Below are 23882 nucleotides of genomic sequence, written 5' to 3'. Positions count from 1 at the left end.
GGCTTCTAAAATTCCTATCCAAAAAACACGTCGCCGGCCGCGATCAATCGCGTGCCGCCGTCATCCGTCTCCAGTTTCAGGAGACCTGTATCATCAATTCCGGAAAAGCGCCCGGAAATAGAACGGTCGGGCAGATTGACCGTGATGTTTTCCCCGATGCCGCCCGCCACCCGTTTCCAGCGCTCCATGATGGCGACAATGCCCTGTCCGCCGTCCCACAGCGACAGGGTCGTCGCCATCGACTGGAAGAGATGGGCGAACAGCTCCTCCGGCGAAGCAGTGGCGCCGAACTCGCGCAGCGTCGCCACGGGGTAGAGCCCTGCATCCGGCGCGACGGCGACATTGATCCCGATGCCGATGACCAGCCCGTGGCGCCCGTCGGGGAGCGTCTCCCCCTCGATCAGAATGCCGCAGACCTTGCGGCGATCGACGAGGATGTCGTTCGGCCACTTGATCAGCACATCGGGCGCGTCGAGCGGCATGATGCGGCTCACCCCGTCCTGCACGGCGACGGCGACGGCGAGCGGCAGGGAGCCGAGCCGGTCCATCGGCGCAGGATCGATCAGGAGCAGCGAAGCGTAGAGATTGCCGGGCTCGGAAAACCAGGCGCGTCCGCGCCGGCCGCGACCGCCCGTCTGCCGCTCCGCCGTGATCCAGAGACCGGAAAGCGCGCCCTTTCGGGCGCGCTCCAGGCATTCCGTATTGGTCGAGCCCACTTGCGCGAGCGCCTCATGCCGGAAGTCGTCCAGCGACATCCGGCGGTGCGTGCCGAACCCGCTCAAAAGAACGTCCGGGCCGCAGCTTCGGCGGCAGCGCCGATCGGCCCGCCGATCAGCACGTAGCCGACGACGAACAGGCCGGAAAGGCCGAAGACCAGCTTCAGTTCGCCGGCCGTGCGGGCGAACTCACCAGTCGGCTCGTCGAACCACATCACCTTGATGATGCGCAGGTAGTAGTAGGCGCCGACGACCGAGGCGAGCACGCCGATGATGGCGAGCGCATAGAGATGCGCCTCGATGGCCGCCATGAAGACGAAGTACTTGGCGAAGAAGCCTGCCATCGGCGGGATGCCGGCGAGCGAGAACATCAGGATCGTCAGAACGGTCGCCATGAACGGGTTGGTCGAGGCAAGGCCCGCCAGGTCGTTGATGTCCTCGACATTGCCGCCTTCCTTGCGGCGCATGGCGAGGATGATCGCGAAGGTGCCGAGCGTCATGACCATGTAGATCAGCATATAGAGCGCAACGCCGCGCACGCCCGCCATGGAGCCGGCGGCAAGGCCAACCAGCGCATAGCCCATGTGGCCGATCGAGGAATAGGCCATCAGGCGCTTGATGTTGCGCTGGCCGATGGCCGCGAAGGCACCGAGCAGCATGGAGGCGATCGAAATGAAGACGATGACCTGCTGCCAGTCGGCAACGACGGGCTCGAAGGCTTCGATGACGATGCGCACGAGCATGGCCATAGCGGCGACTTTCGGCGCAGCGGCGAAGAAGGCCGTGACTGGGGTCGGCGCACCTTCATAGACGTCCGGCGTCCACATATGGAACGGCACGGCCGAAATCTTGAATGCGAGGCCGGCAAGGATGAACACCAGGCCGAAGACGAGGCCCAGCGAGCGGCCCTCGGCGGTCAGCGCGGCGGCGATCTCCTGGAAGCCGATATGGCCGGTGAAGCCGTAGACCAGCGACATGCCGTAGAGCAGCATGCCGGAGGAGAGAGCGCCGAGCACGAAGTACTTCAGGCCCGCTTCCGTCGAACGCAGGCTGTCACGGTTGATCGCGGCGACGACGTAGAGCGCCAGCGACTGGAGCTCCAGCGCGAGATAGAGCGACAGAAGGCTGTTGGCCGAGATCATCAGCAGCATGCCGAGCGTCGACAGCACGATGAGCACCGGGAACTCGAAACGGTCGAGCTGCTCCGAGCGGGCGTGGCCGACCGTCATCACCATGGCGGTGATCGAGCCGATCAGCGCCAGCACCTTCATGAACTTGGCGAAGGGATCGGAGACGAAGGCGCCGCCATAGGCCTGGCCCTCGCCCGTGGCGAGCCCCAGCCAGAGGCCGGAGATGATGAGCAGCGCGACGGCAAGCCCCGTGACGGTCGTGCCCGAGCGTTCGCCCGAGAACACGCCGATCATCAGAAGGGCCAGAGCGCCGACGGCAAGAATGATCTCGGGGGTCGAGAGTTGAAGGCTGGCAAGGATCGTATCAGCGGTCATGTCTTCGAGTCCCGTCGTCAGTTCGCCGAAAGCGCAACGGATTGCGCCGCCTGCAGAGCCGCGGAGTAGTTATTGAGCAGCGCGTCGACCGAAGCCGCCGTCGCATCGAATACCGGCGCCGGATAGACACCGTAGAAGATCGTCAGGATCAGGAGCGGATAGAGCAGCAGCTTCTCGCGCAGATCAAGATCGAGCAGCGACTTCAGGCTTTCCTTCTCGAGCGCACCGAAGATCACCCGGCGATAGAGCCAGAGGGCGTAGGAGGCCGAGAGGATGACGCCGGTCGTTGCGAAGAGCGCGACCCAGGTGTTGGCGCGGAAGATGCCGATCAGGGTCATGAACTCGCCGACGAAACCCGAGGTGCCCGGAAGGCCCACATTCGCCATGGTGAAGATCATGAAGGCGACCGCGTATTTCGGCATGTTGTTGACGAGGCCGCCATAGGCCGCGATCTCGCGGGTGTGCAGCCGGTCATAGACCACGCCGACGCAGAGGAAGAGCGCGCCGGAGACGATGCCGTGCGACAGCATCTGGAAGATAGCGCCCTGAAGGCCCTGCGCATTAGCCGCGAAGATGCCCATCGTGACGTAACCCATATGGGCGACCGACGAATAGGCGATCAGCTTCTTGATGTCGTCCTGCATCATCGCGACCAGCGAGGTGTAGATGATGGCAATGACCGACAGCGCGAAGACGAACGGAGCAAAATAGTCCGAGGCCAGCGGGAACATGGCGAGCGAGAAACGGATGAAACCGTAGCCGCCAAGCTTCAGGAGAACGCCGGCCAGGATGACCGAGCCTGCCGTCGGCGCCTGAACGTGTGCGTCGGGAAGCCAGGTGTGGACCGGCCACATCGGCATCTTCACCGCGAAGGAGGCGAAGAAGGCGAGCCACAGCCAGGTCTGCATATGGGCCGGGAAGTTGTAGGCGAGCAGTTCCGTGATGTCCGTCGTGCCGGCCTGCCAGTACATCGCCATGATGGCGAGCAGCATCAGCACCGAGCCGAGCAGCGTGTAGAGGAAGAACTTGTAGGACGCGTAGACGCGATCCTTGCCGCCCCACACGCCGATGATGATGAACATCGGAATGAGGCCCGCTTCGAAGAACACGTAGAACAGCACGATGTCCAGCGAGACGAAGACGCCGACCATGAACACTTCCAGAAGCAGGAAGGCGATCATGTATTCGCGCAGGCGCTTCTCGATCGAATGCCAGCTCGCGAGCACGCAGAACGGCATCAGGAACGTCGACAGGATGACGAACAGCATGGAGATGCCGTCGACGCCGAGATGATAGGAGATGCCGGTGCCGAGCCATTCGGTCTTCTCGACCATCTGGAAACCGGGGTTCGAATTGTCGAAGCCGATCCAGATGAAGAGCGAGAGCACGAAGGTGAAGACCGTCGTCAGCAGCGAGACGTTCAGGATATTGCGGCGGCCATACGGGCTGTCCTCACGGGTCAGCAGCAGAAGCGCCACGCCGACGAGCGGGAGGAAGGTGACCGCTGAAAGAATGGGCCAATCGGTCATCAGAGGGAGCTCCCGAGCATCATCCAGGTAACGAGTGCTGCAATACCCAGCAGCATCGAGAATGCGTAGTGATAGAGGTAACCGGTCTGGAGGCGAACGACGCGTTCGGTGACATCGGCCACGCGGGCGGCGATACCGTTCGGGCCGAGGCCGTCGATGACGGCGCCATCACCCTTCTTCCAGAGGAACTTGCCGACCCACATGGCAGGACGGACGAAGATGAAGTCGTACAGTTCGTCGAAGTACCACTTGTTGAGCAGGAACTGGTAGAGACCGCGGTGCTGCTCGGCGAGGTACTTCGGCGTTTCCGGCGAGCGGATGTACATGTACCAGGCGGTGACGAAACCGAGGGCCATGGCCGCGAACGGGCTCCACTTCACCCATTTCGGAACGTGATGGTACTCGTTGACGAGGTCGTTGCCAGGCAGCGTGAACAGGGCACCCTGCCAGAATTCGGCATAGTGGTGGCCGAAGAAATACTCGACGAAGATCACGCCCGCGACGACCGCACCGGTGGCCAGCAAATAGAGCGGGATCAGCATCACGGCCGGCGACTCGTGCACATGGTGCATGACGTCGGCAGAGGCGCGCGGCTTGCCGAAGAAGGTCATGAAGGCCAGGCGCCAGGAGTAGAAGCTCGTGAAGAGCGCGGCGATGACCAGGAGCACGAAGGCGAAACCGGCGACCGGGCTGTGCGAGGCGAAGGTCGATTCGATGATCGCGTCCTTCGAGAAGAAGCCGGCAAAACCGATGACCGTACCGGGAATGCCGACGCCGGTCAGCGCCAGGGTGCCGATCGTCATCATCCAGAACGTGATCGGGATGTGCTTGCGAAGACCGCCCATGTAACGCATGTCCTGCTCGCCGTCGACGGCGTGGATCACCGAGCCGGCGCCAAGGAACAGAAGCGCCTTGAAGAAGGCGTGCGTGAAGAGGTGGAAGACCGCCGCACCATAGGCGCCGATGCCGAGCGCGACGAACATGTAGCCGAGCTGCGAGCAGGTCGAATAGGCGATGACGCGCTTGATGTCGTTCTGCACGAGGCCGACCGTCGCCGCGAAGAAGGCGGTGATGGCACCGACCAGCGTCACGACCATCAGGGCGGTGTGCGACAGTTCGAAGATCGGCGACATGCGGGCGACGAGGAAGACGCCGGCGGTGACCATGGTCGCGGCATGGATGAGCGCCGAAACGGGCGTCGGGCCTTCCATGGCGTCCGGCAGCCAGGTGTGCAGCAGGAACTGCGCCGACTTGCCCATCGCGCCCATGAAGAGCAGGAGGCAGGTTGCGGTCAGCGCATCCGCCTTGTCGAGGCTCATGCCGAACAGCGTGATGACGGGGGCTGCGGCATCCGCGGCGCCTTCGGCCGGCAGATAGGTCGCGGCCGTCGCGAAGATCGTCTCGAAGTTGATCGAACCGAAGAGCACGAAGACGCTGGAAATGCCGAGGATGAAGCCGAAGTCACCGACGCGGTTGACGATGAAGGCCTTCATGGCCGCAGCGCAGGCCGACGGCTTCTTGTACCAGAAACCGATCAAGAGATAGGACGCAAGGCCCACGCCTTCCCAGCCGAAGAACATCTGCAGCAGATTGTCCGACGTCACCAGCATGAGCATGGCGAAGGTGAAGAGCGAGAGATACGCGAAGAAGCGCGGCCGATGCGGGTCGTGGTGCATGTAGCCGATGGAATAGACATGCACGAGCGTCGAGACGGAGTTCACGACGACGAGCATGACGGCCGTCAGCGTATCGACGCGGAACGCCCACTCGACGTCGAAGCCGCCCGACTGGATCCAGCGCAGCACGCTGACCTTGACCATCTCCGTCTCGCCCATGGCGACGTCGAAGAAGACGATCCACGACAGGACTGCCGCCAGGATCATGAAGCCGGACGTGACATATTCGGACGCCTTGGCGCCGATGGCATTGCCACCGATGCCGGCGATCAGGAAGCCGATCAGCGGAAGGAAGACGATTGCCTTGATGATGGTATCCATGACCCGATCAGCCCTTCATCATATTGACGTCTTCGACGGCGATCGAACCGCGGTTGCGGTAGAAGACGACGAGAATTGCAAGACCGATGGCCGCTTCCGCAGCCGCGACGGTCAGAATGAACAGCGCGAAGACCTGGCCGACGATGTCGTTCAGGAAGTGCGAGAATGCGACCATGTTGATGTTGACCGACAAGAGGATGAGTTCGATCGACATCAGGATGACGATGACGTTCTTCCGGTTCAGGAAGATACCGAAGACGCCGAGGGTGAAGAGGATGGCGCTGACGGTGAGATAGTGGGAAATACCGATTTCCATGATGCTTTTCCTTGGTCTCGCGCTGCCTCAGATGCCCTGACCGGGCTTCACCTTGACGATCTCGACGGCGGTCTCCGGCGTACGGGCGACCTGGGTCGGGATGTCCTGGCGCTTGATATGCGGCTTGTGGCGCAGCGTCAGCACGATCGCGCCGATCATGGCGACGAGCAGCACGAGGCCGGCGATCTGGAAGTAGTAGACGTAGTGGGTATAGAGCACGTCGCCGAGGGCGGCCGTGTTCTGGCGCTCGGCGACCGGCGGGATCGGCATCGAGGCGTTGCTGGCGATTTCCGGCGAGAGCGTGGAGCCCCCGACGACGACCACGAGCTCGATCGCAAGGATCAGGCCGATCAGCGCACCGACCGGCGCGTATTCCAGGGCACCTGCCCTCAATTCGGCGAAATCGATGTCGAGCATCATGACGACGAAGAGGAAGAGGACCGCGACCGCGCCGACATAGACGACCAGCAGGATCATCGCCAGGAACTCGGCGCCCGTCAGAAGGAACAGGCCCGCCGAGTTGAAGAAGGTGAGGATCAGGAACAGCACGGAATAGACCGGGTTCCTGGACGCGATCACCATGAAGGCGGACGCCACCGCCACGAAGGCGAACAGATAGAAGAATAGAGCCTGCAGACCCATTTTGGTGCCTTTTCGTCTTCCCCGGAGAAGGTTCCCCCTCCCCCGTCGAAGCCTGACGACCGCTCGTCAGGCACTTTACATTCGTTATGCCTTCCGCCTGAAATCAGCGGTAAGGCGAATCCATAGCAATGTTGCGGGCGATTTCCCGCTCCCAGCGATCGCCGTTCTCGAGCAGCTTCTGCTTGTCGTAGTAGAGCTCTTCGCGCGTTTCCGTCGAGAACTCGAAGTTCGGGCCCTCGACGATGGCGTCGACCGGGCAGGCTTCCTGGCAGAAGCCGCAATAGATGCACTTCACCATGTCGATATCGTAACGCACCGTGCGGCGCGTGCCGTCGTTGCGGCGGGGGCCCGCCTCGATGGTGATGGCCTGAGCCGGACAGATGGCTTCGCACAGCTTGCAGGCAATGCAGCGCTCTTCACCGTTCGGATAACGGCGCAGCGCGTGCTCGCCGCGGAAGCGCGGAGAGACCGGGCCCTTTTCGAAGGGATAGTTCACCGTCGCCTTGGGGCGGAAGAAATAGCGCATCGACAGGAAGAACGCGCCGACGAATTCCTTGAGGAACAGCGAATTTACGGCTTGCGAAAGACTAGCCATGCTTAAGCTCCAATGCTGCTGAGGTCGCGGGCGGTCATGCGGACCAGCCCGTAAGCTTCAGCACGAATGCAACGATGACGACCATGGCGAGCGAGATCGGAAGGAAGACCTTCCAGCCGAGACGCATGAGCTGGTCGTAGCGGTAGCGCGGCACGAAGGCCTTCACCATCGCGAACATGAAGAAGACGAAGCACGCCTTCAGGACGAACCACACGATGCCCGGGACCCAGTTGAGGAACCAGACGTCGACCGGAGGCAGCCAGCCGCCGAGGAAGAGGATCGTGGTCAGCGCGCACATCAGGCAGATGGCGGCGTATTCACCGAGCATGAACATCATGTACGGGGTGGAGCCGTACTCCACCATGAAGCCGGCGACGAGTTCGGATTCGGCTTCCGGCAGGTCGAAGGGCGGGCGGTTCGTTTCGGCGAGCGCCGAGATGAAGAACACCACGAACATCGGGAACAGCGCCAGCCAGTGCCAATCCAGGAAAGAACCGGGCAGGCCGATCATCGTGCCGACGCCGTCACGCTGCGAATTGACGATATCGGTCAGATTCAGCGAGCCGACGCAGAGCAGAACGGTGACGATGACGAAACCGATCGACACTTCGTAGGAGACCATCTGCGCGGCGGAGCGCAGCGCGCCGAGGAACGGATACTTCGAGTTCGAAGCCCAGCCGCCCATGATGATGCCGTACACTTCGAGCGAAGAGATCGCGAAGATGTAGAGGATGCCGACATTGATGTTGGCGATCACCCAGCCTTCGTTCAGCGGAACGACCGCCCAGGTGGCAAGCGCCAGCGTCACGGAGACGAGCGGCGCGAGAAGGAAGATCACCTTGTTGGCCGTCGCCGGGATCACCGGCTCCTTGAAGACGAACTTCAAGAGGTCGGCGAAGGACTGGAAGAGACCCCAGGGGCCGACGACGTTCGGGCCGCGGCGCAGCTGCACGGCCGCCCAGATCTTGCGGTCGGCCAGAAGCACGTAGGCGATGAAGACCAGGAGCGCGACGAGCAGCAGCAGCGACTGCGCCACCATGATCACGCCGGGCCAGACATAGGTCGAAATGAAAGCGTCCATTACCGTCTATTCCTTCGCGCTCATTCCGCCGCGGCTTTGAAATTGTTGCGGGCAAGCGCCGAGCATTCGGCCATGACCGCGGAGGCGCGCGCTATCGGGTTCGTCAAATAGAAGTCTTTGATCGGAGACGCAAACCCGGAATTCGCCATCGTCCCGCCTTTTTTCGCAAGTGCGGAAAGATCAGCGGTTTCACCCGCCGCAATCTCGTCGATCGCAGCGAAATGCGGGTAGGCCTCGTAGAGCTTCGCCCGGAGCTGGACGAGCGAATCGAAAGGCAGTTTCTTGCCGAGCACGTCGGAAAGCGCGCGCAGGATCGCCCAGTCCTCGCGGGCGTCGCCCGGCGCAAAACCAGCGCGGTTGCCCATCTGGACACGGCCTTCGGTGTTGACCCACGTACCGGATTTTTCGGTGTAGGTCGCGCCCGGCAGGATGACGTCGGCGACATGCGCCGCATTGTCGCCGTGCGAGCCGATATAGACGGTGAAGGCGGTCTTGCCGGCAAAGTTCATTTCGTCCGCGCCGAGCAGGAACACGACGTCCGTGCCGGTGAGCATGTCGGCCGCCGTCTTGCCCCCCTCGCCCGGCACGAAGCCGAGGTCGAGGCCGCCGACGCGCGCGGCTGCGGTGTGGAGAACGGCAAGACCGTTCCAGTCCGCCTTCACCGCACCGACCTTCTCCGCCAGCGCGGAGACGGCCGAGAGGACGGCGAGGCCGTCGGGACGCGACAGCGCGCCCTGGCCGACGATGATCATCGGGCGCTCGGCCTTCTTCAGCTTGGCGGCAAACTTGACGGAGCCGTCGAGGAGGCCGGAGAGCGTGTCCGTGCCGGCACCGAGATAGTCGTAGCCGTAGCGCAGTTCGCCCTGCTCGCCGATCACGCCGATCGGGAAATTGTCCATGCGCCAGCGCTTGCGGATGCGGGCGTTGAGCACGGCGGCCTCGAGGCGCGGATTGGCGCCGACAATGAGCAGCGCATCGGCCTGCTCGATGCCTTCGATGGTCGGGTTGAACAGGTAGCTGGCGCGACCGAGCGACGGGTCGAGCACCGAGCCGTCCTGGCGGCAGTCGGTGTTGGTCGAGCCGAGCGCGGTCATCAGTTCACGCAGCGCGTAGATTTCTTCGACCGACGCAAGGTCACCGGCGATCGCGCCGATGCGGTCACCGGAGGTCGCGGAAACGGCGGCCTTGATGGCGCCGAAAGCGTCGGCCCAGGTGGCAGGCTGCAGGCGGCCGTCCTTGCGGACGTACGGGCGGTCGAGACGCTGGGTCTTCAGGCCATCCCAGATGAAGCGGGTCTTGTCGGAGATCCACTCTTCGTTGATCTCTTCATTGACGCGCGGCAGGATGCGCATGACTTCGCGGCCGCGCGTATCGACCCGGATCGCCGAGCCGACGGCGTCCATGACGTCGACCGATTCGGTCTTGTTCAGTTCCCACGGGCGAGCCGTGAAAGCGAAAGGCTTGGAGGTCAGCGCACCGACCGGGCAGAGGTCGACCACGTTGCCCTGAAGCTCCGAGGTCATCGCCTGCTCGAGATAGGTGGTGATCTCGGCGTCCTCGCCGCGGCCGATCAGGCCGAGTTCGGTGATGCCGGCAACCTCGGTCGTGAAGCGAACACAGCGCGTGCAGTGAATGCAGCGGTTCATGATCGTCTTGACGAGCGGGCCGATATATTTGTCCTCGACCGCGCGCTTGTTTTCCGCGTAGCGCGAACTGTCGATGCCGAAGGCCATCGCCTGGTCCTGCAGGTCGCATTCGCCACCCTGGTCGCAGATCGGGCAATCCAGCGGATGGTTGATGAGCAGGAACTCCATCACGCCTTCGCGCGCCTTCTTGACCATCGGCGTGGTCGTGAAGACTTCCGGCGCTTCGCCGTTCGGGCCGGGACGCAGGTCCCGCACGCTCATGGCGCAGGAAGCCGCCGGCTTCGGCGGGCCACCCTTCACCTCGACGAGGCACATGCGGCAGTTGCCGGCAACCGACAGCCGCTCGTGGAAACAGAAGCGCGGAACCTCGGCGCCGGCCTCCTCGCACGCCTGAAGCAGCGTGAAGTGATCCGGGACTTCGATTTCTTTTCCGTCGACTTTCAGCTTTGCCATATCTCAATCCCGCTTTTGACCCGGGAAAATCCCGCGTCGCGCCAGCGCCATTCTCTCCGGCGTCCGCTCGGGGCTTTCGCCCGTCCCGTACGCCCTTGTTCCATCTGCCGGGTCCGGCGGGGATTACCCCCTGCCCTTCGCCAGCGCCTTTGCCTGCTCCACCCAGCCGTCGCGGGCGATACGCCCCGCGAAACCGAGTTCGGCTTCGATCCTTGCGACATCGGTAGGCGCGAGGCCCGCGATGTCGGCATACCGCCGGAAGCCCATGCCGTTCAGCACCTGCTCCAGCTTCGGCCCAATCCCCGAAATCGCTTTCAGGTCGTCAGCCTTGGCGGCCTTTGCCGTCGGCGCCTTGCGCGCCGGCCGGACTTCCACCGTCTTCGGCGTCGCACTCTTCTCGCGCGCCACCTTCACCGTCTTCGCCACAGCGGGCTTTTCCGCCTTCGGCACCACGGTCAGCACCGGCTTCGCCTTGACCGGTTCGACCGGCTGGGGCTCCGCTTTCGCCTCCGCCAGCGCCGCGGCTTCGTCGAGCGCCACCTTCGCCCGCTCCGCTGCGCTCTGCATCACGCCGAGCATTGCGCCTGCCATCTGGCCTGCAATGCCGAAACCGATCGCGGTCGTCGCGGCGATTGCCGCCACCGGGTGGGCCATCAGCGGGTGCAGCGGCACATCCGGCATTTCCTTCAGCCACGGTGCGAGCCCGAAGGGGTCACCGCCGCCGGCTTCCGCCGGCTGAACTCTGGTTGCATTCGCATCCTGTCCTGCCGGCGTCTTCATCTTCTTACTCCGCCGCTTCCAGCACGGCGCCATGCGCCATGGCGTTGGCCGTGTACTGATCGATGCGCGCCTCGATTTCCGGACGGAAATTGCGGATGAGGCCCTGGATCGGCCAGGCCGCCGCATCGCCGAGGGCGCAGATCGTGTGGCCTTCGATCTGCTTCGTCACGTCGAACAGCATGTCGATTTCGCGCTTCTGCGCATTGCCCGTGACCATGCGCTGCATGACGCGCATCATCCAGCCGGTACCTTCGCGGCACGGTGTGCACTGGCCGCAGCTCTCGTGCTTGAAGAAGGCCGAGATGCGCCAGATCGCCTTGATGATGTCCGTCGAGCGGTCCATGACGATCATGCCGCCGGTGCCGAAGGAGGATTTCACCTCACGCAGGCCGTCGAAGTCGAGCGCCACGTTCATCATGTCCTCGGCCTTGACGACCGGGCAGGATGCGCCGCCGGGAATGACGGCAAGCAGGTTGTCCCAGCCGCCGCGAATACCGCCGCCGTGCTTTTCGACCATCTCCTTGAAGGAGATGCCCATGGCCTCCTCGACCGTGCAGGGACGGTTGACGTGGCCGGACATCATGAACAGCTTGGTGCCGACATTGTTCGGGCGGCCGAACGAGGAGAACCAGCTGGCGCCGCGGCGCAGGATGGTCGGCGTCACGGCGATGGATTCGACGTTGTTGACCGTCGTCGGGCAGCCATAGAGGCCCATATTCGCCGGGAACGGCGGCTTCAGGCGCGGCTGGCCCTTCTTGCCTTCGAGGCTTTCGAGCAGCGCGGTCTCTTCGCCGCAGATATAGGCGCCGGCGCCGTGGTGAACGTAGATGTCGATGTCGTAACCGAGCTTGTTGTTCTTGCCGAGAAGGCCGGCGTCATAGCACTCGTCAATTGCCGCCTGCAGCGCCTCGCGCTCGCGGATGAACTCGCCGCGCACATAGATATAGGCGGCGTTGGCGCCCATGGCGAAGGAGGCGATGACACAGCCTTCGATCAGCGTGTGCGGATCGTGGCGCAGGATGTCTCGGTCCTTGCAGGTGCCGGGCTCGGATTCGTCGGCGTTGACGACGAGGTAGTGCGGACGGCCGTCGGATTCCTTCGGCATGAAGGACCACTTGAGGCCCGTCGGGAAGCCGGCGCCGCCGCGGCCGCGCAGGCCCGAAGCCTTCACCTCGTTGATGATCCAGTCGCGGCCCTTTTCGAGCAGCTGCTTCGTGCCGTCCCAATGCCCCCGGGCCATGGCGCCTTTCAGCGACTTGTCCTTGGTGCCGTAGATATTGGTGAAGATACGATCCTGGTCCTTAAGCATGGTTCTTACCCGCCATTTTCCGTGGCATTGCCCGCGCCGAAGACGCGTCTGGCAATGAATTGAAACGCTACGCCGCCGGCAACCGCACTGCCCGCCGCCTTCAGCAGCAGCAGCGCGACGGCGCCCATGTCGGTGGTCTGCAGTCCGTCCTTGAACGCGGTCTGCTCACCGACTTCCACTCCCAGGACCTCGGAAGGCGCCAGGAATGTCGAATAGACAAAGTAGCCGAACCCGACAAGCGCACCTGCCAGATAGGCCGGCGACTTGAACGGATTGGTGCGGACGGCATGAAGGTCGTCCAGCGACTTGCGGAACTTGTTGGCCACCCAGTAGAAGAACAGGCCGGCCAGCAGCGATGTCAGAACGACGGAAAACGGATCCGTCCTGCCGCTCATCACCACGTTGAAATAGGCCGCAAACAGCGCCATGCCGACGCCCACGGCTTTTGGCCAGTGCTTCTCGACGAAGACGACCGTCGGGTTGGCCGCGCGCGGCTCGTGCGCACGCACCATCACACGGCTACGATCGCCCGACACCTGGTGCGGACTGGCGGCCTGCGGCAGACGCACGGACGCCGTCGGGGTTTTAGCCCCGACACCGGTCTCCATGCCCTTCTTGCCGAATGTCGCCATCGGTTCCCTGCCTTACCGCGGCTTCTTGCCGAAGACGCGGATGTATTCCGCTTCGCCGCCCTTGGCGAGCGCCTTGGCCTGCTTGACCCAGTCGTCGCGCTCGATGCGGCCCTTGAAATTGAGATAGGAATCGACCCACTCGCGCTCTGCCTTCTTCCAGGCCGCGACCTGCGCGAAGGTGAAGATGCCGAGCTCGTGGAGAATACCCTCGATCTTCGGGCCGACGCCCGAGATGAGCTTGAGGTCGTCAGGTGTTTCCGGGCGGGCAATGCCGGCCGGACGGTTCTTGTCTTCCAGCGATGGCTTGCCGACGGCGGCCGCGACCGGCTGCTTGGCGGCGGCATCGCCACCTTCGGCGCGCGTGTCGCCGGTCGCCTTGGTGTTGGCGGCGGCTTCCGCCTTGGCGTTTGCCGGCGTCTTCAGCTTGGGATCGGTCTCGACGGCATCCGTCTTCGGCTTTGCGGCATTCGACGGGGGAACGCTGACGCTTTCCTCCTCGGTCTTCTTGGCGCGGGCCGGGGCCTTCTTTGCGGCCGCTTCCGGTTCGTTGAGGCTGGTGAGGCCACCGACCGGGGCGGAGAAGATGCGATCGACCTGCGGGCCGGTCTCGACCGTCGAGCCCTTGCCGGCATCGAAACGGTCGATGATGTGCTCGAGCTGCGTCGCCGTCAGGTCTTCATAGCTGTCCTTGAAGATCATGATCATCGGCGCGTTGACGCAGGCGCCCTGACACTCGACCTCTTCCCAGGAAAGCGTGCCCGTCTCGTTGAGATGGAAGGGCTCGGGATGGATGCGTTTCTTGCAGACGTTGATGAGGTCTTCCGCGCCGCGCAGCATGCAGGGCGTCGTGCCGCAGACCTGGACATGGGCGCGCGTACCGACCGGCAGCAGCTGGAACTGGGTGTAGAAGGTCGCGACCTCGAGCACACGGATATAGGCCATGTCGAGCATGTCGGCGACGGATTCGATCGCCGCCTTGGTGACCCAGCCGTCCTGTTCCTGCGCCCGCATCAGGAGCGGAATGACCGCCGATTGCTGGCGGCCCTTCGGATACTTGTTGATCGTTGCCTTGGCCCAGGTCGCATTCTCCTTGGTAAAGGCGAAGCTGGCGGGCTGGACATTGTCATCGGCTAGTCGACGAACGGACATTCTGTAACGCCTTGTCTCAGTTAATCTGCCGGCACTGCGTTTGCGTCGTGTTGACGAATTCGCAGGCGTAGGCCGACGTGTCTTTCTGCATGAATACGACGTAGCGGCTGCCGTTCGGCGCCGCCGCCTTGATCTCGTAGCCCTGGCTTGCCAGTTGGCCCATGGAGGCGCTGGACGCACCGACCTGCACGTCCTCCTGCGCGCCGGCGACAGCGGCGCTTCCCAGGAAGATCAGCGTGGCAAGGGCTAGTTTCGGCATCAGCGATCGACCTCGCCGAACACGATGTCGAGGGAGCCGAGGATCGCCGAGACGTCGGCGAGCTGGTGGCCGCGACAGATGAAGTCCATCGCCTGAAGATGGGCGTAGCCCGGTGCGCGGATCTTGCAACGGTACGGCTTGTTGGTGCCGTCGGCGACGACGTAGACGCCGAATTCGCCCTTCGGCGCCTCGACGGCCGCATACACTTCGCCGGCAGGCACATGGTAGCCTTCCGTATAGAGCTTGAAGTGGTGGATAAGCGCTTCCATCGAGCGCTTCATCTGGCCGCGCTTCGGCGGCACCATTTTGCCGTCGATCGAGGAGACCGGGCCGACCTTGGCATCGCCCAGAAGGCGGTTGACGCACTGGCGCATGATCTTGGCCGCTTCGCGCATCTCGATCATGCGGATGACGTAACGGTCGTAGCAGTCGCCGTTCTTGCCGATCGGGATATCGAAATCGAGGTCGGAATAGCACTCATAGGGCTGCGAGCGGCGCAGGTCCCAGGCCGCGCCCGAGCCGCGTACCATGACGCCCGAAAAGCCCCAGGCCCAGCAGTCTTCCAGCTTCACAACGCCGATATCGACGTTGCGCTGCTTGAAGATGCGGTTGCCGGTCAGAAGCTCGTCGATGTCGTCGACGGTCTTCAGGAACGGGTCGATCCACTTGCCGATGTCTTCCACCAGCTCGTGCGGCAGGTCCTGGTGCACGCCGCCGGGACGAATATAGGCCGAGTGCATGCGCGCGCCGCAGGCCCGCTCATAGAACACCATCAGCTTCTCGCGCTCTTCGAAGCCCCAGAGCGGCGGCGTCAGCGCGCCGACATCCATGGCCTGCGTCGTGACGTTGAGGAGATGCGAGAGGATGCGGCCGATTTCGGAATAGAGCACGCGGATCAGCTGGCCGCGGATCGGAACCTCGGTGCCCGTCAGCTTTTCGACGGCGAGCGCGAAGGCATGCTCCTGGTTCATCGGCGCCACATAGTCGAGGCGGTCGAAATAGGGCACGGCCTGAAGATAGGTCTTCGTCTCGATCAGCTTCTCGGTGCCACGATGCAGCAGGCCGATATGCGGATCGACGCGCTCGACGATTTCGCCGTCGAGTTCGAGCACGAGGCGGAGAACCCCGTGCGCCGCGGGATGCTGGGGCCCGAAGTTGATGTTAAAGTTACGAACGTTGTGCTCGTTCATGCCGCTTGCTCCAGAAGCCGGCGCCCAATCGGGTCGCCTGACCCAAAATCAGTTCGTCTTCGCCTTCTCGTCACCCGGCAGCACGTAATCCGTGCCCTCCCAGGGAGAGAGGAAGTCGAAGTTGCGGAATTCCTGCTTCAGTTCGACAGGTTCGTACACGACGCGCTTGACCTCGTCGTCGTAACGCACTTCCACGAAGCCGGTCGTCGGGAAGTCCTTGCGCAGCGGGTGCCCCTCGAAGCCGTAGTCGGTGAGGATGCGGCGCAGGTCCGGATGGCCGGTGAAGAGAATGCCGTACATGTCGTAGGCTTCGCGCTCGAACCAGTCTGCCCCCGGATAGACCGGGAAAGCAGAGGGCACAGGCACGTCCTCGCCCGTTGCGACCTTGATGCGCACGCGAAGATTCTGGCGCGGCGACAGGAGGTGGTAGACCACGTCGAAACGCTCGGCGCGGGCCGGCCAGTCGACACCGCAGATATCGATAAGATTGACGAACCCGCACTGCACGTCGTCGCGCAGGAAAGTCAGAAGATCGAGGATGCGCGCACCGTCCGTCTTCAGGGTGAGTTCGCCAAAGGCGATGTCGGCGGAGGCGACGAGATTGCCTGCCGCTTCGCCGATATGGGAGGAAAGCTCCTGGAGGGCTTCGCTCATGTCTAAAGTCCCCTGCCCTTAACGCTCGATCGTACCGGTCCGGCGGATCTTCTTCTGCAGCAGGAGCACACCGTAAAGGAGCGCTTCCGCCGTGGGAGGACAGCCTGGTACATAGATGTCGACCGGCACCACGCGGTCACAGCCGCGCACCACCGAATAGGAATAGTGATAGTAGCCGCCGCCGTTGGCACAGGAGCCCATCGAGATGACGTAACGCGGCTCGGGCATCTGGTCGTAGACCTTGCGGAGCGCAGGCGCCATCTTGTTGGTCAGCGTACCGGCGACGATCATGACGTCGGACTGGCGCGGCGAGGCGCGCGGCGCAAAGCCGAAACGCTCGACGTCGTAGCGCGGCATCGACAACTGCATCATTTCAACGGCGCAGCATGCAAGGCCGAAGGTCATCCACATCAGCGAGCCGGTACGGGCCCAGGTGATGAGTTCGTCCGTCGAGGTGACGAGGAAGCCCTTGTCGGCGAGCTCGTTGTTGATCTCGCCGAAGAAGGCGTCGTTGCTGCCAATGGGCTTGCCGGTGTTGGGATCGATGATCCCCTTGGCCTGCGGCGCAACGAGCGTCGTGTTGGTGTGGGCTACTCCCATTCGAGCGCTCCCTTCTTCCATTCGTAGATAAAGCCGATGGTCAGCACACCGAGGAAGATCATCATCGACCAGAAGCCGAACCAGCCCATGTCGCCGAAGGAGACGGCCCAGGGAAAGAGGAAGGCCACTTCGAGGTCGAAGATGATGAAGAGGATCGACACCAGATAGAAGCGGATATCGAATTTCATGCGCGCATCGTCAAACGCGTTGAAGCCGCACTCGTAAGCGGAAAGCTTTTCCGAATCGGGGGCCTTGTATGCGACGGCAAACGGCGCGACCAGCAGTGCAATGCCGATCACGAGCGCGATACCGATGAAGATGGCGATCGGGATATAGGAACCGAGAAGTTCAGTCATTGGCGTCCATCCTGCCTGCTCGTGGCGCCGGAGAGACGCCTGTTGGTCCAAGACCTGCAAGCCGAGAAAGTATGTTGCAACGCCCCGTCGTTAGCGCAGTGAGCGCCCCCGCGCAAGGCTTTGTCCGGCTTTCGCCCCATTCATTGTGTTCTTTTCCGGGCGACCAGCAAATGCCTGCCGCAAAGCCATTTAAATCGTTACGATTTCACGACTGCCGCAATGCGGGACGTTTCGCCGCAGTTGCGAAGAAAAAAGTCTGACAAATCGCTCCTTCTACCGATTTACATTGAAATCGGGCAGCATGGACAGAGCCGCCGATCGGCCCTGCAAAGCGACAACCCCTCTCCCCCCTTTTGCCCGACCCTCTCTTTTCGGGGAGACAGGATTCGCCGTCAGGCACCAAGGCAAATCATGGCGACTCACAACGGCGGCTCGAAACGAGCGAATCCGACGCCCGAGAAAGGGCGCCGCACGAATCCCGGCTACCGCGAAAACGAAACAGATTTGAAAAGGAGGACACGGCGAAGCGACGTGAGAAAAACGCTGCAATGCCTTGGAGAGAAAGAAGAATGGCGCGAGTGACGGGGCTCGAACCCGCGACCTCCGGCGTGACAGGCCGGCACTCTAACCGACTGAGCTACACCCGCGCATCTTATGGCCTTGCGGCCCCGCATGTTTCGTCCGGCCTTTCGAGTGGCGCGAGTGACGGGGCTCGAACCCGCGACCTCCGGCGTGACAGGCCGGCACTCTAACCGACTGAGCTACACCCGCATCCTCGAAAGCGTCCGGAAGGCGAACCATCCGTCCCGAGCGGCCTGCGCCGTTCGATGAGCGGCTAACTAAGGGGTTCGCCTTTGGGTGTCAAGCAGGTTTCACGACAAAAGAATGACGTGTCCGAAAATGTTTCCACAGCCTTGGGCATCTTCATGGTCGCATTCAAAAAAATGCAAAAACTTTGCGATTGCCTCTTGCGGTTTGATCCGGTTCCGCATAGATCACGGCCACCAACGCGGCGGGCGATTAGCTCAGTTGGTAGAGCGCCTCGTTTACACCGAGGATGTCGGGAGTTCGAGTCTCTCATCGCCCACCATTTCCCCCCAGAATTCAAATTTCCCCGAGAATTCAACGCGCTCCGCGCGGGGAAACGGTATTTCAAAGCTCCGCCTGCCCCTACCCCGCCTTTCCAAGGCTGCGCGTTTCCCTGCGCAGATCGCGGAGAATTGTCCTGCGGTGCGGCAGATTCCGATTGCAATCGGAACCTGAGCGACTAGTTGACTCAGGAAAGAGCGGCTTCACACGGAAAGTTCCGTCGATAATGTCCAGGTATCGGCAATCGGCCACGAGATCGGGCAGGACGCCACGCCATCCCGCGGATGGATTTTGGATTTTTGGCAGATGAGGGATTTTGCTTGAGCGGCAAGGTGGCGCCGGGACAGCGTTTTGGCAGCGAAACCGACGAACGCCCGGCGGCCTCCCGGGCGTTTTTGCGCCGGTTGCGGCTGTGGACGGGCCTCACCCTTTTCCTCTACGCCACGATGCACCTTCTCAATCAGGCCTTCGGCATTCGTTCGCTCGAGGCGATGGATATGGCGAGCCGGGTGCTTTTCCATCCTTGGCAGAGCCCGCTGGGACGGGTGCTGCTTTACGGCGGGCTCCTCATCCATGCGTCGCTCGGGCTGCGTGCGCTCTACCGGCGGCGCCATCTGCGTCTGCCTGCAGTCGATGCGGTGCAGCTGGTCTTCGGGCTGGCGATTCCGGCCGTCCTCTTCGCCCATGCCGGCGCAATCGCCTATCTGAAGGGCGTCTACGGCGCGCGAATCGATTTCGACAAGACCGTCTACACGCTTTGGGTCGCCAGCCCCGATGCCGGCCTGCCCCGCCAGTTCCTGCTGATCCTCGTCGTGTGGATCCACGGATGCCTCGGTGTGCGCGCCTGGCTGCGCGGAAAACCCTGGTATCCGCGTTTCGTGCCGATCCTGATGTCGCTCGCCACCCTGCTGCCGGTGCTGGCGATCCTCGGCTTCATCAATGCCGGCCTCGATATGCGCGATCTCGCGGCCCAGGGCGCGGAGGCCCTGCGGCCCGGTCTTCTCGACCTGCCGGGTTCGCCAGCCGCGCTTGCGGCCGCCGAGGCCAATGCCGTCGCAAACCGCCTCACCATGGGCTATCTCGCGCTGCTCGCCGGCATCTTCATCCTGCGCATGGCGCGCGACTGGCATGCCACCCGGTTCGATTCGGTCCGGATCACCTATCCGGGCGGGCGCATCGTCTCCGTTCCGGTCGGCTTCAGCGTGCTCGAGGCGAGCCGCTGGTCCGGCGTTCCGCATGCGTCCATCTGCGGCGGCCGGGGCCGCTGCTCGACCTGTCGTGTCGAGATCACCGCAGGCGGCGAAACGCTGCCGGCCCCGGCGGGTGACGAGCAGCGCCTGCTGCGGCGCATCGGAGCGCCACCATCGGTGCGACTCGCCTGCCAGATCCGGCCGGAACAGGACCTCACGGTCGTGCCGCTCGTGCATTCCGCCACCGCGGCCCAGCTGCCGAAGGGCCAGCTCGGACCGGTGACGGCCGCCCGGCGGGAGGCGGAAGTGGCAGCGCTCTTCGTCGACCTGCGCCAGTCCACGCGCCTTGCCGACGACCGCCTGCCCTACGATACCTTCTTCATCGTCGAACGCTACATCAAGGCCGTGTCCTCGGCGGTGCGGGCGAGCGGCGGTCACGTCATCAACATCGCCGGCGACGGCGTCATGAGCGTTTTCGGCACCGACGGGCCGACGCATGATGCCGCCCGCGACGCCTTTCGCGCGGCGTTGCGGCTGTGGGAGGGGATCGACGCCCTTAACGAGGAGCTGCGGCAGGAACTGAGCGAGCCGCTGCGCATCGGCATCGGGCTGCATGTCGGGGTCGCGGTTGTCGGAACGGAATGGACGGGCGGCCTCGAAGGCACTCCCTTCCTCGGCGATACCGGCAATGTCGCCGCGCGCCTCGAGGCTCAGACCAAACAGCTCGGCGCCACCCTGATCGCCTCGAAGGAGGCGGTCCTGATGGCGGCGGGCGTACCGAACGACCTCACCTTCGCCCCCGTCATGCTGGCCGGAAAACAGGAGCCGATAGAGGTCCTTTGTTTTCGCGACAGCGAGGCGCTTCGCCAGCTCGTCGGCGCCGCCGCTTCCGGCTAACGCGCCGCGGCATTGCCACCACATCCTCTGCCACTGTCCTTTCGGCCGCGTTCCCATGCGTGCTGGACAACCGCTTGACAGCCGCCATCAAAAATAAGAACATAAAGAGAACAAATGGAGGTGCCGATGCAAAGCGATGCCGTTGAACGCGCCCTGGCCGAAGTTGCCGCCTGCCGGGCCCTGCGCGAAAAGCAGCAGGCTCACAGGGCGGAATTCCAGCGCAAGCTGGAGGCGGTCGCCAAGCCTCTCTATGTGCTGAAGTCCAAGGCGCAGCTGGAGCTGCGGCTGCAATGATGCATGTTATGAGACGACCGGGCGGCATCGTGCGCGAAGAGGCCGCCGAAATCCTCGCCCTTCACAACGGCAATGCGCTGGAGGCCCTGCGCACATTGATTGCCGAACGGGACGCCGTCGAGGAACGGCTTGCCGTCGCAACGCTTATCATGCGCCGGCAATGGGAGGCGGACGATCAGCGATGATGCCCGACAGATCGCTCAGGAAGGCGATCAGATCCGGCGCTTGCGCTGGACATTAGGAGGCAAGCAGACCCGGATGTTTGTCCGACAGGTGACGGTGGACGTTCCCCGTCACCAGGCGCCAGGACAAACAACCTAGCGCGTCGCAAGCAGCGCCACGTAAGCAATGACCGTCATCAGCAGCCCGCGGAAGGCGAAGCCGACAAAGCGGTACTTGTCGCGGGCGATGGAGGCCATCGCATCGGCATTCTGCATGTATTGTTCGAAGAGATAGCCGACATCACGGTCATGCGCCGCCTTGCGGAAACCCTCGCGGTGATGCGGCCAGGCCCCCCAGAACAGCGATGTCGCCTTGTCGGCCCGGCGTGGCAGCACGACGAGAATCGCCGAGACGATGGAGAAGATCAGCGCGAAGGCGAGCAGGCCGGAAAGGGCGATCGCCGTGAGGTTGCCTTCCGCATAACGCGACCAGGTGAAGACAGCGCGGCTTTCGGTGGAGGTAACCAGCAGCGCGAGCATGAAGGTGAAGATATAGGCAGCCTTCTGGTCGGAAATCTTCACCTGATCATAGAAGACGTCGTTGATGCGGCGGATATGGTCGAAATGCTCGAGCGCAATGCCCTGCGTGCCGTCAAGGGCCCGCTCGAGGATGGTCTGCCGCGTTTCCAAAGCCGTCATGTCGCGTCTGCCCCTGCTGCGCTTGTCCCGTGATAGCCGAGTGCCTTGAGAAAGCAACGGCCGCCCCTCCACACCGCTTGACTTTTTCAGGGCGATGTCGAGTTCTGGTTGCATGCTGAACCTCGCCCCGCCTCCCGGTCCGCCGACCCCAGCTGCCTTGCGGCACGCCAACCGGAGCCACGCATGAGCGCGGCGCTGCGCCTTCCTCACCGCTGGTCGCGCCGCACCCGGCGGCTTGCCGTTCTGGCCCTTGCGGTCATCACGCTCGTCTCTGCCCTGACACAGCTGCCGGCCTGGTCGCTCGCGGACCTGCGCGCCTTCGATTATCTCTCCACCGTCGACGATCCGCGCCCGCCGGCCGGCGGACCGGTGGTCGTCGCGATCGACGAGCCGTCGCTGGCGGAAATCAATGCGCAATGGCCCTGGCCGCGCGAACTGCACGGCCGGCTGGTCGAAAGCCTGCGCAAGGCCGGCGCCACGGCGATCGGCCTCGACATCATCTTCGCAGAGCCGTCCAACCCGGCCTCCGATGCCGCCTTTGCCGCAACGCTCGGCCCCGATGTCGTTCTGGCCGGCGACGAAAGCGTCATCGTCACGCCGCAGGCCGAGCAGCTTCTGCGCACGACGCCGCTGCCGGCATTCACCGAGGCCGGCGCGGTGACCGGTATCGCCGCGATCACGCTCGGCGGTGACGGCGTCTTCCGCGACCTGCCGCGCTACGAGGATGGCTTTGCGCTTGCGCTGGCCCGCATTGCGGGCACGCCGGCAGTCTCGCCAGAGGGCAAGCTCCTGCAATCCTACGGCCCCGCGCGCAGCTATCCGACGGTCTCCTACTATCAGGCGCTCGATCCGGACAACATGCTGCCGAAGGATACGTTCAGAGGCCGCGTGGTGGTGGTCGGCCTCAGCCTACAGAATGCGCCGGTCATCAATTCCGGCGGTGCGGACGCCTTCGCCACGCCCTATACCGTCCATACCGGCCGGCTGGTGGCGGGGGCCGAAATCCAGGCGACGATCCTCGACAATCTCACCGCCGGCGCGGCGATCACCCGCGCGGGCACGCCGCTCGCCATCACCGCCGTCGCGCTCGCCGCCCTGCTTTCGGCGGCGATCGTGCGGCGCGCGACAAGGTGGCAGACGGTCGTGCTCAGCGTCCTCGCAAGCGCCGGCCTCGCTCTCCTCAGCTTCGCGTTCATGCGCGAGGCCAACCTTTTCGTTTCACCCATCGGCCCGACCATTGCGCTTCTCCTGGTCGCAGCCGGCCAGACGGCGCTCGACTATGCCGAAGAGCGGCGCCAGCGCCGCGAGATCGTGCGCGCCTTCTCGCAATATCTCTCGCCCGCCCTCGTCGAGCGTCTCGCACGCGACCCCTCGCAGCTGAAGCTCGGCGGCGAGCGGCGCACGCTCTCCATCCTGTTTTGCGACGTGCGCGGCTTCACCACCATCGCCGAAACGATGAAGGACGATCCGGAGCAGCTGACGACGCTGATCAACCGGCTGCTGACCCCCCTCTCCGACATCGTGCTCAAGCACGGCGGAACGATCGACAAATATATCGGCGACTGTGTGATGGCCTTCTGGAACGCGCCGCTCGACGACGAAAACCATGCCCGGCATGCCGTGGCCGCCGCGCTCGACATGCTCGACGTGATGGCGACGCTGAATGCGAAACTCCAGGCAGAGGCGGCGGCGAGCGGAAGCACCCATCATGCGCTGCGCATCGGTATCGGCATCAACACCGGCGAATGCGTGGTCGGCAACATGGGCTCCTCGCAGCGATTCGACTATTCGGTGCTCGGCGATGCGGTAAACCTCGCCTCGCGTCTCGAAGGCGCCTCCAAGGCCTATGGCGTGCCGCTGCTTATCGGCGAAAGCACGGCCAGGCTGGCGTCGGCGGATTTCGCGGTGCTCGAACTCGACCGGATCACCGTCAAGGGCCGCAGTCTCGCCGCCCCCGTCTTCACCGCCATCCGCAGCCTGCCGGACGCGGCGAAGGCACTGCATGCCCGTTTTGTCGAAGAGAAATATGCCGGGCAACTCACCGCTGACGATGCGGCCTTCGATACGCTGATCGAAGCCGCCCCGACACTGGCACCGTACTATGCCACCGTGCGGGCCGAACACGCGGCCGGCGGAGCGTAGA

At 63.6% G+C, this 23882-nt stretch carries 23 protein-coding genes and 3 tRNA genes; 5 read left to right on the top strand and 21 right to left on the bottom strand.

Annotated elements, in window-relative coordinates:
- Window positions 1–14: 14 nt before the first annotated feature.
- The 20 genes from K0P03_RS06460 to K0P03_RS06365 form a co-directional block, all read right to left on the bottom strand.
- On the bottom strand, window positions 15–755 hold the full coding sequence (locus tag K0P03_RS06460; protein WP_130515165.1) for a biotin--[acetyl-CoA-carboxylase] ligase: 741 nt from the start codon (window positions 753–755) through the stop codon (window positions 15–17).
- A gap of 23 nt (window positions 756–778) precedes the next feature.
- Window positions 779–2221 (bottom strand): NADH-quinone oxidoreductase subunit NuoN, encoded by a 1443-nt coding sequence (gene nuoN, locus K0P03_RS06455; protein WP_023512041.1) that lies wholly within the window; start codon window positions 2219–2221, stop codon window positions 779–781.
- 17 nt (window positions 2222–2238) lie between these two features.
- Window positions 2239–3750 carry an NADH-quinone oxidoreductase subunit M gene (locus tag K0P03_RS06450; RefSeq protein WP_024270870.1) on the bottom strand — a complete coding sequence of 504 codons (1512 nt, stop codon included), beginning with the start codon at window positions 3748–3750 and terminating at the stop codon, window positions 2239–2241.
- Window positions 3750–5747, bottom strand: a complete 1998-nt coding sequence (nuoL, locus tag K0P03_RS06445) for an NADH-quinone oxidoreductase subunit L (protein ID WP_024270869.1) — start codon at window positions 5745–5747, stop codon at window positions 3750–3752. The genes K0P03_RS06450 and nuoL overlap by 1 nt, the downstream gene beginning before the upstream one ends.
- Window positions 5748–5754: 7 nt before the next feature.
- Window positions 5755–6063 carry an NADH-quinone oxidoreductase subunit NuoK gene (nuoK, locus tag K0P03_RS06440; protein WP_024270868.1) on the bottom strand — a complete coding sequence of 103 codons (309 nt, stop codon included), beginning with the start codon at window positions 6061–6063 and terminating at the stop codon, window positions 5755–5757.
- A 27-nt stretch (window positions 6064–6090) separates the two neighbouring features.
- On the bottom strand, window positions 6091–6705 hold the full coding sequence (locus K0P03_RS06435; protein ID WP_023513862.1) for an NADH-quinone oxidoreductase subunit J: 615 nt from the start codon (window positions 6703–6705) through the stop codon (window positions 6091–6093).
- A 103-nt stretch (window positions 6706–6808) separates the two neighbouring features.
- On the bottom strand, window positions 6809–7300 hold the full coding sequence (nuoI, locus tag K0P03_RS06430; RefSeq protein WP_023513863.1) for an NADH-quinone oxidoreductase subunit NuoI: 492 nt from the start codon (window positions 7298–7300) through the stop codon (window positions 6809–6811).
- 34 nt (window positions 7301–7334) lie between these two features.
- Window positions 7335–8381, bottom strand: coding sequence for an NADH-quinone oxidoreductase subunit NuoH (gene nuoH / locus K0P03_RS06425; protein ID WP_023513864.1), 1047 nt, complete (start codon window positions 8379–8381; stop codon window positions 7335–7337).
- Between the two features lie 20 nt (window positions 8382–8401).
- Entirely contained in the window at window positions 8402–10480 is a 2079-nt protein-coding gene (nuoG, locus tag K0P03_RS06420; RefSeq protein WP_272789168.1) for an NADH-quinone oxidoreductase subunit NuoG, read from the bottom strand.
- Between the two features lie 123 nt (window positions 10481–10603).
- Entirely contained in the window at window positions 10604–11260 is a 657-nt protein-coding gene (locus tag K0P03_RS06415; RefSeq protein WP_272789167.1) for an NADH:ubiquinone oxidoreductase, read from the bottom strand.
- A gap of 4 nt (window positions 11261–11264) precedes the next feature.
- Window positions 11265–12569: an NADH-quinone oxidoreductase subunit NuoF gene (gene nuoF / locus K0P03_RS06410; protein ID WP_272789166.1), complete on the bottom strand. Its 1305-nt coding sequence runs from the start codon at window positions 12567–12569 to the stop codon at window positions 11265–11267.
- 5 nt (window positions 12570–12574) lie between these two features.
- The gene (locus K0P03_RS06405) at window positions 12575–13201 is read right to left on the bottom strand and encodes a hypothetical protein (RefSeq protein WP_272789165.1); all 627 of its coding nucleotides are present in this window, start codon (window positions 13199–13201) and stop codon (window positions 12575–12577) included.
- A gap of 12 nt (window positions 13202–13213) precedes the next feature.
- Window positions 13214–14350 carry an NADH-quinone oxidoreductase subunit E gene (locus K0P03_RS06400; RefSeq protein ID WP_272789164.1) on the bottom strand — a complete coding sequence of 379 codons (1137 nt, stop codon included), beginning with the start codon at window positions 14348–14350 and terminating at the stop codon, window positions 13214–13216.
- A 16-nt stretch (window positions 14351–14366) separates the two neighbouring features.
- Entirely contained in the window at window positions 14367–14609 is a 243-nt protein-coding gene (locus K0P03_RS06395) for a hypothetical protein (protein WP_050743040.1), read from the bottom strand.
- Entirely contained in the window at window positions 14609–15799 is a 1191-nt protein-coding gene (locus K0P03_RS06390; protein ID WP_023513871.1) for an NADH-quinone oxidoreductase subunit D, read from the bottom strand. Before K0P03_RS06390 ends, K0P03_RS06395 begins: the two co-directional genes overlap by 1 nt.
- Window positions 15800–15847: 48 nt before the next feature.
- Entirely contained in the window at window positions 15848–16453 is a 606-nt protein-coding gene (locus K0P03_RS06385) for an NADH-quinone oxidoreductase subunit C (RefSeq protein ID WP_272789163.1), read from the bottom strand.
- Between the two features lie 18 nt (window positions 16454–16471).
- On the bottom strand, window positions 16472–17053 hold the full coding sequence (locus K0P03_RS06380) for a NuoB/complex I 20 kDa subunit family protein (RefSeq protein ID WP_023513873.1): 582 nt from the start codon (window positions 17051–17053) through the stop codon (window positions 16472–16474).
- Window positions 17044–17409, bottom strand: a complete 366-nt coding sequence (locus K0P03_RS06375) for an NADH-quinone oxidoreductase subunit A (protein WP_024270867.1) — start codon at window positions 17407–17409, stop codon at window positions 17044–17046. Before K0P03_RS06375 ends, K0P03_RS06380 begins: the two co-directional genes overlap by 10 nt.
- 570 nt (window positions 17410–17979) lie before the next feature.
- Window positions 17980–18056, bottom strand: a tRNA-Asp gene (locus K0P03_RS06370).
- A 47-nt stretch (window positions 18057–18103) separates the two neighbouring features.
- Window positions 18104–18180, bottom strand: a tRNA-Asp gene (locus K0P03_RS06365).
- A 243-nt stretch (window positions 18181–18423) separates the two neighbouring features.
- On the opposite strand from K0P03_RS06365, the gene K0P03_RS06360 reads away from it, so the two are divergent.
- The 4 genes from K0P03_RS06360 (at window position 18424) to K0P03_RS06345 (ending at window position 21064) form a co-directional block, all read left to right on the top strand.
- Window positions 18424–18499, top strand: a tRNA-Val gene (locus K0P03_RS06360).
- 319 nt (window positions 18500–18818) lie between these two features.
- Complete coding sequence (locus K0P03_RS06355) at window positions 18819–20585, top strand: adenylate/guanylate cyclase domain-containing protein (protein ID WP_272789162.1); 1767 nt, start codon at window positions 18819–18821, stop codon at window positions 20583–20585.
- A 126-nt stretch (window positions 20586–20711) separates the two neighbouring features.
- Window positions 20712–20879: a hypothetical protein gene (locus K0P03_RS06350; RefSeq protein WP_023511902.1), complete on the top strand. Its 168-nt coding sequence runs from the start codon at window positions 20712–20714 to the stop codon at window positions 20877–20879.
- Between the two features lie 8 nt (window positions 20880–20887).
- The gene (locus tag K0P03_RS06345) at window positions 20888–21064 is read left to right on the top strand and encodes a hypothetical protein (protein ID WP_156032026.1); all 177 of its coding nucleotides are present in this window, start codon (window positions 20888–20890) and stop codon (window positions 21062–21064) included.
- Between the two features lie 132 nt (window positions 21065–21196).
- Here K0P03_RS06345 and K0P03_RS06340 read toward each other — a convergent pair whose 3' ends face one another.
- Window positions 21197–21739, bottom strand: a complete 543-nt coding sequence (locus tag K0P03_RS06340) for a Pycsar system effector family protein (protein WP_272789161.1) — start codon at window positions 21737–21739, stop codon at window positions 21197–21199.
- Window positions 21740–21922: 183 nt separating this feature from the next.
- Between K0P03_RS06340 and K0P03_RS06335 the strand changes: the two genes are divergently transcribed.
- Window positions 21923–23881, top strand: a complete 1959-nt coding sequence (locus K0P03_RS06335) for a CHASE2 domain-containing protein (protein ID WP_272789160.1) — start codon at window positions 21923–21925, stop codon at window positions 23879–23881.
- The last annotated feature ends 1 nt before the right edge of the window (window position 23882 follow it).

Source organism: Shinella sp. HY16 (assembly GCF_028534175.1).
Classification (GTDB): Bacteria; Pseudomonadota; Alphaproteobacteria; order Rhizobiales; family Rhizobiaceae; genus Shinella.
The sequence above is the reverse complement of the archived record's forward strand: the minus strand, read 5'-3'. Positions and strand labels throughout refer to the sequence as shown.

Coding starts and splice junctions, on each gene's coding strand:
- K0P03_RS06460 (WP_130515165.1), bottom strand. CDS start 755: ATGTCGCTGGACGACTTCCGGCATGAGGCGCTCGCGCAAGTGGGCTCG.
- K0P03_RS06345 (WP_156032026.1), top strand. CDS start 20,888: ATGAGACGACCGGGCGGCATCGTGCGCGAAGAGGCCGCCGAAATCCTC.
- K0P03_RS06395 (WP_050743040.1), bottom strand. CDS start 14,609: ATGCCGAAACTAGCCCTTGCCACGCTGATCTTCCTGGGAAGCGCCGCT.
- K0P03_RS06435 (WP_023513862.1), bottom strand. CDS start 6,705: ATGGGTCTGCAGGCTCTATTCTTCTATCTGTTCGCCTTCGTGGCGGTG.
- K0P03_RS06400 (WP_272789164.1), bottom strand. CDS start 14,350: ATGTCCGTTCGTCGACTAGCCGATGACAATGTCCAGCCCGCCAGCTTC.
- K0P03_RS06450 (WP_024270870.1), bottom strand. CDS start 3,750: ATGACCGATTGGCCCATTCTTTCAGCGGTCACCTTCCTCCCGCTCGTC.
- K0P03_RS06340 (WP_272789161.1), bottom strand. CDS start 21,739: ATGACGGCTTTGGAAACGCGGCAGACCATCCTCGAGCGGGCCCTTGAC.
- K0P03_RS06385 (WP_272789163.1), bottom strand. CDS start 16,453: ATGAGCGAAGCCCTCCAGGAGCTTTCCTCCCATATCGGCGAAGCGGCA.
- nuoL (WP_024270869.1), bottom strand. CDS start 5,747: ATGGATACCATCATCAAGGCAATCGTCTTCCTTCCGCTGATCGGCTTC.
- K0P03_RS06380 (WP_023513873.1), bottom strand. CDS start 17,053: ATGGGAGTAGCCCACACCAACACGACGCTCGTTGCGCCGCAGGCCAAG.
- nuoH (WP_023513864.1), bottom strand. CDS start 8,381: ATGGACGCTTTCATTTCGACCTATGTCTGGCCCGGCGTGATCATGGTG.
- K0P03_RS06375 (WP_024270867.1), bottom strand. CDS start 17,409: ATGACTGAACTTCTCGGTTCCTATATCCCGATCGCCATCTTCATCGGT.
- nuoG (WP_272789168.1), bottom strand. CDS start 10,480: ATGGCAAAGCTGAAAGTCGACGGAAAAGAAATCGAAGTCCCGGATCAC.
- nuoF (WP_272789166.1), bottom strand. CDS start 12,569: ATGCTTAAGGACCAGGATCGTATCTTCACCAATATCTACGGCACCAAG.
- nuoN (WP_023512041.1), bottom strand. CDS start 2,221: ATGACCGCTGATACGATCCTTGCCAGCCTTCAACTCTCGACCCCCGAG.
- nuoI (WP_023513863.1), bottom strand. CDS start 7,300: ATGGCTAGTCTTTCGCAAGCCGTAAATTCGCTGTTCCTCAAGGAATTC.
- K0P03_RS06350 (WP_023511902.1), top strand. CDS start 20,712: ATGCAAAGCGATGCCGTTGAACGCGCCCTGGCCGAAGTTGCCGCCTGC.
- K0P03_RS06405 (WP_272789165.1), bottom strand. CDS start 13,201: ATGGCGACATTCGGCAAGAAGGGCATGGAGACCGGTGTCGGGGCTAAA.
- K0P03_RS06335 (WP_272789160.1), top strand. CDS start 21,923: ATGAGCGCGGCGCTGCGCCTTCCTCACCGCTGGTCGCGCCGCACCCGG.
- nuoK (WP_024270868.1), bottom strand. CDS start 6,063: ATGGAAATCGGTATTTCCCACTATCTCACCGTCAGCGCCATCCTCTTC.
- K0P03_RS06390 (WP_023513871.1), bottom strand. CDS start 15,799: ATGAACGAGCACAACGTTCGTAACTTTAACATCAACTTCGGGCCCCAG.
- K0P03_RS06415 (WP_272789167.1), bottom strand. CDS start 11,260: ATGAAGACGCCGGCAGGACAGGATGCGAATGCAACCAGAGTTCAGCCG.